The organism is Mycobacterium sp. 1274756.6, from assembly GCF_001668625.1.
GTDB lineage: Bacteria > Actinomycetota > Actinomycetes > Mycobacteriales > Mycobacteriaceae > Mycobacterium.
In genome coordinates this window covers 30,410-42,397 of sequence record NZ_LZLJ01000036.1, presented here as the reverse complement: position 1 = coordinate 42,397, position 11,988 = coordinate 30,410, and the positions used below count along the sequence as shown (strand labels likewise).

The window sequence follows — 11,988 nt, the reverse complement described above, 5'->3', positions numbered from 1 at the left end:
AGTTCGGGGGGCAGTTTCGGTCCGGTCAGGCAGCGCCGGGGCCGGATGCGGGCACCTTGGCGGAAGCGGCGGGTGATCTCCCGGGGTGGGATGTGGAGGCGCTCCCACAGGGCGGCGCGAATGGCGTCGGCCGCGCCGCGTTCGGGGCTGGGTTCGGCCAGCTCGTCGAAGTAGCGATACATCAGACCGCGGTTGACCCGCTCCTGAGTTTCCAGGCGTTCGGCCACGTCGAGGCGAAACGCGGTGTCCGCCAGCGCCGAGGAGGTCTGGCGCAGTACTTGGTGGGCGGCGTCGATGGCGTCCAGGGCGGCGCGGATCTGGTCCTGTGCCGCCTGCGGAGTCATCGCTGTAGCCATACCCCCGACGCTAAAAACGCCGACCGACACAACCCCCGCCCCCACCGACCCGCCCGACAAATCTGTGGACAAACCCCCGACTGTGGATAAACCGGGCCCCGAGTAATCCCCAGAAACGGTGATCCGAGCCCGCACACCGGCGAGGTTGAGCGCCCGCACCCCGGCACCAACCAACGACATTGGGCACCGAGGCACCGCCACCAACCAGCGAGGTTAAGCGCCCGCGCAAGCGGGTATCCGCGCGCCATGCGCCCGTTTCAGCATGTCCTGGTCACCGGCGGCGCCGGCTTCCTCGGTGCACACCTGTGCGCCCGGCTGCTGGCCCTCGGCGCGCACGTGGTCTGCGTCGACAACCTGGCCACCAGCTGGCCGCCGACGGCGAACCGGCTGCGCGGGCGGGCCGGCCTGGATTTCGTCGAATACGACATCGCCCAAGGCGCCGACGATCCCCGCCTGCTCGGCCGGTTCGACACGGTGTTCCACCTCGCCTCACCGGCCTCCCCGCCGGACTACCTGCGGCTGCCGGTGGAGACGCTGCACGCCGGGGCGTACGGCACCGCGGCGGCCCTCGACATCGCCGAGCGCAGCCGGGCGCGGTTCGTGCTGGCCTCCACCAGCGAGGTCTACGGCGACCCCCAGGTGCATCCGCAGCCCGAAACCTACTGGGGCAACGTCAATCCGGTCGGTCCCCGATCGGTCTACGACGAGGCCAAACGCTTCGCCGAGGCGTTGACCTTCGCCCATCACCGCAGCCGCGGCACCGACATCGCCGTGGCGCGCATCTTCAACAGCTACGGCCCCGGGATGCGGCCCGACGACGGCCGGATGGTGCCGACCTTCTCCTGCCAGGCCCTGCGCAACGAACCGATCACCGTCGCGGGCACCGGCGCGCAGACCCGCTCGCTGTGCCACGTCTCCGACACCGTCGCCGGGCTGCTCGCGCTGGCCGCCGCGCAGGTGACCGGGCCGGTCAATATCGGCAACCCGGTGGAGCTGACCGTGCTGCAGGTCGCCGAGCTCATCCGCGAGCACGCCGGAAGCCGGTCACCGATCCGGCCCATCGCGGCCGGCGCTGACGACCCGCAGCGCCGCTGCCCGGACATCGAGGTGGCCGCCGAGCAGCTCGGCTGGGAACCGAAAATCGCGCCTGCACAGGGGCTTAGCGAGACCGTGGACTGGTTCCGCTGCCAGCTGTCGACCGCCGCAGCGGTTTGACCCCGACCGTTTAACCACTTCACCGCTGGGTACCTGACTGCTGAGCTCGGCGGGATCGCTGAGCTCGGCACCAAGCAGTCGTGCCCGAACATCACCGGGGGAGGCAGTCGTGCGAGTGTTGGGCATCAACGGGGTCTTCCACGACCCCGCCGCCGCGCTGGTCGTCGACGGGCGCATCGTCGCCGCCGCCGAAGAGGAACGCTTCTCCCGCCGCAAGCACGGCAAGGCGGCCGTCGCCTTCTCCACCTGGGAACTGCCGGTGCAGGCCGCCCGGTGGTGCCTGCAACAGGGCGGCCTGACCCCCGGCGACCTCGACGCCGTCGGCTACTCCTACGACCCGGTGCTCGCCGAGACCGACGACGGGCCGCTGCCCGGCCAGGACCGCGACTGGGAACACCTGCGCACCCTCTACGCCCGACGCGCCGGAAAATTCCTGACCACCGCGCTGCCCGGCCTGGACCCCGGGATCGTGCGTCACGTGCGCCACCACGTCGCCCACGCCGCGTCGGCGTCGCTGGCCTCGCCGTACCCCGACAGCGCCGTGCTGGTGGTGGACGGCCGCGGCGAAGCGACCTCGATGCTGGCCGGGGAGTACCGCGACGGCAAGCTGGACATCCTGGCCAGCCAGCCGCTGCCGCACTCACTCGGGCTGCTCTACGAGGACCTCACCGAATATCTCGGCTTCGCCCGCGGCAACGACGAGTACAAGGTGATGGCGATGAGCTCCTACGGGAGCCCGCGCTTCGCCGAGCAGCTGCGCGCCCGCGTCTACAGCTGCCCGGACGGCACCTTCCGCACCGAGCCGATCGACTGGGCGGCGCTGGCGCCGCCCCGCGACCCCGCCGCCACCGACCTCGACCCGGTCCACGCCGACCTGGCCTGCAGCGTGCAGACCGTCGTCGAAGAGGTCCTGGTGGACCTGGTGTCGTGGCTGGCCGATCACACCAGCTCCGACACGGTCTGCCTGGCCGGCGGCGTGGCCCTCAACTGCGTGGCCAACACCCGCATCGCCGAATCCGGCGCGTTCCGGCGGGTCTGGGTACAGCCCGCCGCGGGCGACGCGGGCACCGCGCTGGGCGCCGCCCTGGCGGTGGCCGGCGCCCAGGACGCACCCGGCGAACCGCTGGAACCGATGCGCTCGGCCGCGCTGGGTCGCGACTGGACCGACGAGCAGGTGCAGGCCGTCCTCGACGACGCCGACATCCGCTACGAACGGCCCGCCGACCTGGCGGTCGCGGTGGCCGATGCGCTCAGCGACAACCTGCTGGTCGGCTGGTTCCAGGGCCGCGCCGAGTTCGGGCCCCGCGCGCTGGGCCAGCGGTCGCTGCTGGCCGACCCGCGCGACCCGCACAACCTCGAGCGGCTCAACCGGGTCAAAGGACGCGAACAGTTCCGCCCGGTCGCCCCGATGGTGCTCGCCGACCGGGCCGCCGAGATCTTCCGCCGCGGACCACTGCCCAGCCCCTACATGCTGTTCGTCCACGACGTCGCCGACGGCTGGCGCGACCGCATCCCGGCCGCCACCCACGTCGACGGCACCGCCCGCATCCAGACCGTCGACACCGACCAGCCGCTGCTGCACCGCACGATCACCACCTTCGCCGCCCGCACCGGAGTGCCGGTGGTCATCAACACCAGCTTCAACACCGCCGGGCGGCCCATGGTCGACAGTCCCCGCGACGCGCTGGAATGCTTCGGCAGCGCCCCCATCGACGTGCTCGCGATCGGGCCGTTTCTGATCCGAAGGCACCGGCAATGACGGCCCCCACGGTCGCGGTGGTGATCCCCACGGTGGGGCGTCCCGGGCTGCGCCGGCTGCTCGACGCGCTGGCGGCCGGCGCCGGCCCCGCCCCGGCGGAGATCATCGTCGTCGACGACCGGCCCGACACCCGCACCGCCCTGCCGCTGCCCGACCTGCCCGAGGTGCGGGTGCTGCGCAGCGGCGGACGCGGCCCGGCCGCAGCGCGCAACGTCGGCTGGCGCGCCAGCGACTGCGACTGGATCAGCTTCCTCGACGACGACGTGGTGCCCGGACCGGCCTGGTGCGCCCAACTGGAAGTGGACCTGAAAACCGCCGACGCCACCCCCGCGGCGATCGGCTCGCAGGGCACCATCGTGGTGCCGGCACCGGCCGGGCGGCGCCCCTCCGACCAGGAGCGGCGCACCCTGCGGCTGGCCGACGCCCGCTGGATCACCGCCGACATGGCCTACCGGCGCTCCGCGCTGGTCGACTGCGGCGGCTTCGACGAACGCTTCCCCCGCGCCTACCGCGAGGACGCCGACATCGCGCTGCGGCTCACCGACGCCGGCGGGGTGATCCTCGGCGGCACCCGCGAAACCCGCCACCCCATCGACGCCGACGGCGCCTCGCCGTGGAGCAGCCTGCGCGCCCAGCGCGGCAACCGCGACGACGCGCTGATGCGCTGCAAGCACGGCCGGCGGTGGCGCCCGGCGATCGGGGAGGGGCGCGGCCGGCTGCCGCTGCACCTGCTGTCGGTCGCCGCGGCGGCCACCGCGCTGGCCGGCGGGGTGGCGCGGTCCCGCCGGGTCGGCGGCGCCGCGCTGGCGGCCTGGCTGGGCCTGACCGCCGAGTTCGCCGCGCGCCGGATCGCGGCCGGCCCGCGCACCGGCGCCGAGATCACCGCGATGACCCTCACCAGCGCACTGATCCCGCCGGTCGCGGTGGCGCAGCGGGCGCTGGGCGCGTGGCGGTTCCGCCGCGCCCCCGCCGAACCGGTGCTGGCGGTGCTGCTCGACCGCGACGACACCCTCATCCACGACGGGCCCTACCTCAACGACCCCGACCGGGTCGTCCCGCTGCCCGGGGCGGCCGCCGCGCTGCACCGGCTGCGCGCCCACGGCCTGCGCCTCGGCGTGGTCAGCAACCAATCCGGGGTGGCCAAGGGCCTGATCAGCGCCGAGCAGCTGACCGCGGTCAACGCCCGGGTGGACCAGCTGCTGGGGCCGTTCGACACCTGGCAGATCTGCCGCCACGACGCCGGCGACGGCTGCGGCTGCCGCAAACCGGAGCCCGGGCTGGTGACCGCGGCGGCGACGGCCCTGGGCGTGCCGGCCCGGCGGTGCGTGGTGATCGGCGACACCGGCGGTGACGTCACCGCGGGGCTGGCCGCCGACGCGCAGGCGATCCTGGTGCCCACCGAGCGCACCCGCGCCGAGGAGGTCCGGGCCGCCCACGTCGACGCCGCGGTCGCCGGCACCCTCGGCGAGGCCGTCACCCTGGTGCTGGAGGGACTGCGGTGACCGCCGGTACGACTTCCCGGACCGCGCTGGTGGCGCGGTTGGACAGCCTCGGCGATGTGCTGATCACCGGGCCGGCGGTGCGGGCGGTGGCCGCTGGACACGACCGGGTGGTCTTCCTGGCCGGGCCGCGCGGCAGCGCCGCAGCCCAGCTGCTGCCCGGCGTGGACCGGGTGGTCCAGTGGGCGGCCAGCTGGGTGGATTTCGACTCACCGCCGGTGAGCACCGCCGCGGTCGCCGAACTCATCGACGTCATCGCCACCGAAAAACCCGACACCGTGCTGATCTTCACCTCCTTCCACCAGTCACCGCTGCCGCTGGCGCTGATCTGCCGGATGGCCGGCGCCGCATGGATCGGCGCGATCTGCACCGACTACCCCGGCCGGCTGCTGAACCTGCGACACCGGGTCCCCGCCGGCATCCCCGAACCGCAGCGCGCCCTGGCGCTCGCCGCGGCCGCCGGCTACCGGCTGCCCGCCGGCGACGACGGCCGGCTGCGCCTCGACACGATCCCGCCACTGGCCCCGGAACTCGCGAAAACACTGGGCGGCAACGACTTCGTGGTGTTCCACCCCGCCGCCGCGGTCCCGTCCCGTCAACCCACCGCGGCGGCTGCGGCGGCGATGGTGGCGGCGCTGGCGCAGGCGGGCCACCGGGTGGTGGTCACCGGCACCGCCGCCGAACGTGACCTGACCGCGCGGGTGGCCGGCGAGGTGGCGATCGACTTGGGTGGGCGCACCAGCTTGGACCAGCTCGCCGCGGTGTTCGCCGCCGCCACCACGGTCGTGGTGCCCAACACCGGGCCGGCGCATCTGGCGGCCGCGGTCCGCGCGCCGATCGTGTCGCTGTTCGCGCCGGTGGTCCCGGCCAGCCAGTGGAGCCCGTACGGCACCGACGTGGTGGTGCTCGGTGACCAACACGCCCCCTGCCGAGACAGCCGCGCCCGCGACTGCCCGGTGCCCGGGCATCCCTGCCTCGACGGGATCGACCCGCAGGACGTTGTGGCCGCGGTGGCCCAACTGCAGCGAAGGGGAGCAGCATGATCGAACGTCATTTCGCCGACCTGGTGCGCGCGCTCGCACCGATGCGCCCGGCCGCCGATCAGCTCGCCGGCTGGGGTGAGCACCTCGCCGACGTCTTCGCCGGCGGCGGCCGGCTGCTGGCCTGCGGCAACGGCGGCAGCGCCGCGCAGGCCCAGCACCTCACCGCCGAACTGGTCGGACGGTTCCAAGACGAGCGGGAACCGTTGTCGGCCATCGCGTTGCACGCCGACACCTCGGCGGGCACCGCCATCGTCAACGACTACGGCCCCGAGGAGATGTTCGCCCGCGGGGTCCGCGCGCACGGCCGGCCCGGCGACGTGCTGGTGGCGCTGTCCACCAGCGGCAGCAGCCGCAACGTGCTGGCCGCCGCCAAGGCCGCCCGGGAGTGCGGCGTGACCACCTGGGCGCTGACCGGGGCGGGGCCCAACCCGCTGCTGGCCAGCTGCGACGACGGTATCGCGGTCGAGGCGCAGTCCACCGCCACCGTCCAGGAGGTGCACCTGGTGCTGGTGCACGGCCTGTGCATGGCCCTCGACGAGGTACTGCTCGGCGGAAAGCAGGTGACACGGTGAAACCGCTGGTGATCATCGGGGACTCGATGCTCGACGTGGACGTCGACGGCTCCGCCGAGCGGCTCTCCCCGGAGGCGCCGGTGCCGGTCGTCGAACCGCGGCACATCTGGCAGCGGCCCGGCGGGGCGGGGCTGGCCGCCGTCCTGGCCGACCGGGTACACCCGGACGTCGTGCTGGTCACCGCGACCGGCCGCGACCCCAGCGGCCGCACCCTGGCCCGGCTGTTCGCCGAGGACTACCCGGGCATCCGGCTCATCGAGACCGAGTTGGCCGGCACCACCGCCAGCAAGATCCGCATCCGCGCCGGCGGCCAATCGGTGGTCCGGGTCGACCACGGCGACGGCTACGCCGGCACCGGCCCGCTGCCGCCCGAACTCACCGAGGTGCTGCGCGACGCGGGCGCGATCTGCGTCGCCGACTACGGGCGCGGAGTCACGGCACACGAGCGGCTGCGCGCCATGCTGACCGCGGCCGCCGCCGACACCCCGGTGGTCTGGGACCCGCACCCGCGCGGCTCCGACCCGGTGCCCGGCTGCACGCTGGTCACCCCCAATCAGGCTGAGGCGCAACGGTTTGCACCCGACACCCCGGGCGGGCAACTGCCCGCTGCGCTGCGCAGCCAATGGGCCGCCGACGCGGTAGCGGTCACCCTGGGGGCGCGTGGAGCGCTGTACGCCGACGCCGAGCACAACGCCCACCCCATCCGCCCGCCGGACGCGCTGGGCGGGCCCGGCGACACCTGCGGCGCCGGCGACCGGTTCTCGGTGGCGGCCGCGGCCACCCTGGCCGGCGGCGCCGGCCCGCTCCAGGCGGCGACGGCGGCGGTCGACGACGCCTGCCGGTTCGTCGCCACCGGCGGTGCCGCCGCGGTGTCGTCGGTGCTGCCGATGTTCGGCGGCATCGAAGTGTCCGGCGATACCGGTGCGGTGACCGGCATTTCGGCGGTCAACGCGCTGATCCGCCGGGTCCGCCAGCGGCGCGGCACGGTGGTGGCCACCGGGGGCTGCTTCGACCTGCTGCACACCGGGCATGTGCGGCTGTTGCGCCGCGCCCGCGAACTCGGCGACGCACTGGTGGTGTTGATCAACTCCGACGCCTCGGTGCGCCGGCTCAAAGGCGAAGGCCGCCCGGTGGTCTCGGCGGCGGACCGCGCCAAGGTACTGGCCGCGCTGGCCTGCGTCGACGGGGTGGTGGTGTTCAACGACACCGATCCCACCGCGATGCTCGACCGGCTGCGCCCCGACATCTGGGTCAAAGGCGGCGATTACCGCGACGTGGAGCTGCCCGAGGCCCCGACCGTCACCCGCAACGGCGGCGAGGTGGTGCTGCTGCCCACCGTGCCCGGCTATTCGACCACCAAGCTGATCGCCGCGGCGAAGTAACCGCACATCCGACCGGAGGAGCGCATGTCCCAACACCACTCGTCCGCACCGCAATCCGCGGCCACCGGCACCGAGAAACCCGCCGGGGGAGTGGGCAACGTCCTGATCGCCGGAGGAGCGTCCGGGCTGGGCGCGGCCACCGTCCGCGCCGTGCAACGCCACGGCGGCACCCCGCTGGTGATCGACATCGCCGAACCCGCCGACGGGGTGGCCTACCAGCACGCCGATCTGGCCGACACCGCCGCCGTCGAGGACGCCGTGGCCGAACTGGCCCACACCGCCGACGGCCCGCTGCACGCCGTGTTCACCCCGGCGGGCACCGACGCCTGCGGCCGGCTGGACCAGGTCCCGGCCAAGGACTGGGAGAAGGTGCTGCAGGTCAACCTGCTGGGCACCGCCGCGGTCATCCGGGCCGCCCTGCCGTACCTGACCGCCGACGGCGGGCACATCGTCACCTGCGCCTCCACCCTGGGCCTCAAGGCGGTCAGCGACGCCACCGCCTACTGCGCCAGCAAATTCGGGGTGGTGGGCTTCACCCGGGCGCTGGCCGCCGAACTGGCCGGCGAGGTCGGGGTGACCCTGCTCATCCCCGGCGGCATGACCACCGCGTTCTTCGACGACCGGCCCGAGCAGTACAAACCACCCGCCGACGCCAAACTCAACGACCCCGACCAGGTCGCCGAGACCGTGCTGTTCGCGTTGCGCCAGCCCCCGGGCAGTGAGATCCGCGAGCTGGTGGTGTGCTGCAGCGAGGAGTCGTCGTGGCCGTGACCGCCCCGCCGCAGGCACCCACCGCCGCGCCGGCGACGATCCTCGCGCTGCGCGCGATCGGCCTGGGCGATCTGCTCACCGGCATCCCGGCGCTGCGCGCGCTGCGCCGTGCCTACCCGCACGCCCACCTGGTGCTGGCCACCCCGGACTGGCTGGCCGGGCTGGCGTGCCTGTCCGGAGCCGTCGACGAGGTGCTGCCCACCGCGGCACTCGGGGCGCTGCGCTGGCCGCACCCGCCACCGCAGCTGGCCGTCAACCTGCACGGCCGGGGACCGCAGAGCATCACCGACCTGCTGACCACCCACCCCGACGCGGTCATCACCCACCGACACCCGGACTTCCCGCAACTGGGCGGCCCGGCCTGGCGCGACGAGCAGCACGAAGTGGACCGCTGGTGCGGTCTGCTCGGCGCGGCCGGCATCACCGCCGACCCGCAGGATCTGGCCCTGGACCGGCCGGCCGGTCACCCCCGCCACGACGGGGTGATCGTCATCCACCCCGGCGCCGCCGCCCCGTCCCGGCGCTGGCCGGCCGACCGGTTCGCCGCCGTCGCCGCCGAACTGGCCGCCGCCGGCCACCGGGTCGTGGTGACCGGCTCGCGCGCCGAGCGGCCGCTGGCCGAACACGTCGCCGCGCAGGCCGGACTCGACGCCGCGGCGGTGCTGGCCGGGCAGCTCGACGTGCTCGGCATGGTCGCCCTGATCAGCGATGCGCAGCTGCTGGTGTGCGGGGACACCGGCGTCGGGCACATCGCCACCGCCACCGGCACCGCCTCGGTGCTGGTGTTCGGGCCCACCCCGCCGAGCCACTGGGGACCGCGCGGGGCGGGCCACCACATCACGGTGTGGGCCGGGGACCGCGGCGACCCGCACGCCGAGCAGCCCGACCCGGGGCTGCTGCTCATCACCGCCGCCCGGGTGCTCGACGCGGCCGCCGACATCCTCGGGCGGTGCGCATGACCACCCGGGTGGGCGTCGTGGGCGCCGGCTACGTCGGGCTGACCACCGCGGTCTGCCTGGCCGACGCCGAATTCGACACGGTCTGCATCGATCTGGACGCCGACCGGGTCGCGCAGCTGCGAAACGGTGTCGCGGTGATCGACGAGCCCCGGCTGGAGGACCTGCTGCGCTGCCGGCTGCGCACCGGGCAACTGCGGTTCGGCGCCGACTACGCCGCCCTGCACGACCGGGACGTGGTGTTCGTGTGTGTGCCAACCCCGACCGCCGACGACGGGGCCGCGGACCTGAGCGCGGTCGACGCGGCCGTCGACGAGCTGGCCGGCGTGCTGCCCCCCGGCGCGGTGGTGGTGGTCAAGTCCACCGTGCCGGTGGGCACCTGCCGGCGGCTGGGCCGGCGGCTGCGCCGGCACGGCATCGAGGTGGTGTCCAACCCGGAGTTCCTGCGCGAGGGCCGCGCCGTCGACGACTTCTGCCATCCGGGCCGGGTGCTGGTCGGCACCGTCGACGACCCGGCCGGGATCCGGGCCGGCGCCCGGGTGGCGCGGCTGTACGGCGGCGCCGACACCGTCCTGCGGATGAGCCCGGAAAGCGCTGAGCTGGCCAAGTACGCCTGCAACGCCTTCCTGGCGGTCAAACTGTCCTTCGTCAACTCGCTGGCCGAGCTGTCCGGCCAGGTCGGCGCCGACATCGGCGACATCGCCGGGGCGATGGGCACCGACGACCGGATCGGGCCGCATTTTCTGGCCCCCGGGCCCGGCTGGGGCGGCTCGTGTCTGCCCAAGGACACCGCCGCGCTGCTGCACACCGGACGCCAGCACGGCACCGCGCTGCCGGAGGTGACCTCCGCGCGGCGCACCAACGGCCACCAGACCGAGCGGATCCTGACCGCGCTGCGCCACCGGTTGAACCGCCCGCTGCGGGAACTGAAGGTCACCGCGCTGGGGGTGACGTTCAAGGCCGGCACCAGCGACGTGCGGGATTCCCCGGCGATCACGATCTGCACGGATCTGCAACGGGTCGGCGCCCAGTTGACCGCCTACGACCCGCGGCTGGAGTCGATCGACACCGCCCGGCTGCCGGCCGCCACCGCCAGCGACCCCTACGTCGCGGTCAAGGACGCCGACGCCATCCTGGTGCTGACCGAGTGGCCGGAATTCGGGACGCTGGACTGGGAGCGCATCGGGCGCCGGGCCGCACCGGAGGCGCTGGTGCTCGACACCCGCAACGTGGTCGACGCCGACGCGGTGCGCCGCGCCGGGCTGGCGTTCGTCGGCAACGGCACCGCCCACGGCTACTGACCGCCGAACCGGAGCTCAGCGCACCCGGAACTGCTCGAGGTCGGCGGCTTTGAACGTCAGCCCGTGCCCGGGGGTGTCACGGTCCGGGCGCAGCACGCCGCCCGGCTGCGGGCGCAGCACCCCGTCGAAGGCCATCTCCTCGATGCGCACATGGTCGTGGAAGTACTCCAGATGCCGCAGATGCCAGATCGCCGTCCCGACCTGGGCGCTGACCTGCGGCGCGCAGTGCAGGGAGAGGTCCAGGCAGCGGGCGTCGCACAACGCCGCCACCCGCAGCACCCCGCTGATGCCCAGACAGCGGGTGACGTCGGCCTGCGGGCAGTCGACGGCGCCGGCGTCCAGCAGCCGCTGGAAGTACGGCAGGTCGTAGCCGTACTCCCCGGCGGCGATGTCCATGCCCGCCGGGCCGCGGTCGCGCAGCAGCCGCAGCCCGGGCAGGTCGTCGGAGCTCACCGGCTCCTCGAACCAGCGCACGTCGTGCTCGGCGAAGCGCTGCGCCCACAGCAGCGCCTGTTTGCGGGTGTAGGCGCCGTTGGCGTCGACGAACAACTCGGTGCCCGACCCGATCGCGGCCTGGGCCGCGCTCAGCCGGGCCGGGTCGGTGCCCGGCTCGCGGCCTACCTTGATCTTCACCCGCGGGATCCCGGCGTCGACCCAGTCGCTGAGCTGGGCCCGCAGCTGATAGTCGCTGTAGGAGGTGAACCCGCCGCTGCCGTAGATCGGGGTGGCCTCGTGCACCGCGCCCAGCGTCACCGTCAGCGCCTGCCCCAACAGCCGGGATCGCAGGTCCCACAAGGCGATATCCACCGCGGCGATCGCCTGGGCCACCACACCGGGCCGGCCCAGGTTGCGCACCGCGTGCAGCATCTGCGCCCAGCGCGCCGGCGGGTGCAGCGCGTCCTGGCCGCTGATCACGCCGGCGAGGGAGTCGGCCACCACCGTGGCCACCGGCGTGCCCGCATAGGTGTAGCCCAGCCCGGACTGCCCGCCGGCTCGCACCGTCACCACCACCATGGTGGTGGAGTCCCAGGCCAGCGTCCCGTCGGATTCGGGGGCGTCGGTGGGAATGGTGTAGGCGGCGACCTGCACCGCTTCGATCGGCACCGCCGTGCCGGCAACTGCGTCCATGCGCGC

At 74.1% G+C, this 11,988-nt stretch carries 10 protein-coding genes and 1 pseudogene; 9 read left to right on the top strand and 2 right to left on the bottom strand.

The annotated features are described in order from the left end of the window. A pseudogene (locus A5643_RS04800) lies at positions 1-356 on the bottom strand (HNH nuclease); the annotation flags it as partial. Between the two features lie 246 nt (positions 357-602). Here A5643_RS04800 and A5643_RS04795 point away from each other — a divergent pair. The 9 genes from A5643_RS04795 to A5643_RS04755 all read left to right on the top strand — a co-directional run bounded on the left by A5643_RS04795 (position 603) and on the right by A5643_RS04755 (position 10,854). Next, positions 603-1,571 carry an NAD-dependent epimerase/dehydratase family protein gene (locus A5643_RS04795; RefSeq protein ID WP_066852465.1) on the top strand — a complete coding sequence of 323 codons (969 nt, stop codon included), beginning with the start codon at positions 603-605 and terminating at the stop codon, positions 1,569-1,571. A 109-nt stretch (positions 1,572-1,680) separates the two neighbouring features. Continuing rightward, on the top strand, positions 1,681-3,330 hold the full coding sequence (locus A5643_RS04790) for a carbamoyltransferase family protein (protein WP_066852464.1): 1,650 nt from the start codon (positions 1,681-1,683) through the stop codon (positions 3,328-3,330). Next, on the top strand, positions 3,327-4,832 hold the full coding sequence (locus A5643_RS04785; protein WP_066852462.1) for an HAD-IIIA family hydrolase: 1,506 nt from the start codon (positions 3,327-3,329) through the stop codon (positions 4,830-4,832). Before A5643_RS04790 ends, A5643_RS04785 begins: the two co-directional genes overlap by 4 nt. Next, positions 4,829-5,872, top strand: coding sequence for a glycosyltransferase family 9 protein (locus tag A5643_RS04780; protein WP_231995456.1), 1,044 nt, complete (start codon positions 4,829-4,831; stop codon positions 5,870-5,872). The genes A5643_RS04785 and A5643_RS04780 overlap by 4 nt, the downstream gene beginning before the upstream one ends. Then, on the top strand, positions 5,869-6,444 hold the full coding sequence (locus tag A5643_RS04775) for a D-sedoheptulose-7-phosphate isomerase (protein ID WP_066852460.1): 576 nt from the start codon (positions 5,869-5,871) through the stop codon (positions 6,442-6,444). The genes A5643_RS04780 and A5643_RS04775 overlap by 4 nt, the downstream gene beginning before the upstream one ends. Next, a complete protein-coding gene (locus A5643_RS04770; protein WP_082948728.1) occupies positions 6,441-7,826 on the top strand; it encodes a PfkB family carbohydrate kinase in 1,386 nt (461 codons plus the stop codon). Before A5643_RS04775 ends, A5643_RS04770 begins: the two co-directional genes overlap by 4 nt. A gap of 24 nt (positions 7,827-7,850) precedes the next feature. After that, positions 7,851-8,597, top strand: a complete 747-nt coding sequence (locus A5643_RS04765) for an SDR family oxidoreductase (protein ID WP_082948727.1) — start codon at positions 7,851-7,853, stop codon at positions 8,595-8,597. Next, complete coding sequence (locus A5643_RS04760) at positions 8,588-9,556, top strand: glycosyltransferase family 9 protein (RefSeq protein ID WP_231995455.1); 969 nt, start codon at positions 8,588-8,590, stop codon at positions 9,554-9,556. Before A5643_RS04765 ends, A5643_RS04760 begins: the two co-directional genes overlap by 10 nt. Beyond that, complete coding sequence (locus tag A5643_RS04755; protein WP_066852458.1) at positions 9,553-10,854, top strand: UDP-glucose dehydrogenase family protein; 1,302 nt, start codon at positions 9,553-9,555, stop codon at positions 10,852-10,854. Before A5643_RS04760 ends, A5643_RS04755 begins: the two co-directional genes overlap by 4 nt. Positions 10,855-10,869: 15 nt before the next feature. Here A5643_RS04755 and A5643_RS04750 read toward each other — a convergent pair whose 3' ends face one another. Further along, a complete protein-coding gene (locus A5643_RS04750) occupies positions 10,870-11,982 on the bottom strand; it encodes an enolase C-terminal domain-like protein (RefSeq protein ID WP_066852456.1) in 1,113 nt (370 codons plus the stop codon). Positions 11,983-11,988 lie beyond the last annotated feature (6 nt).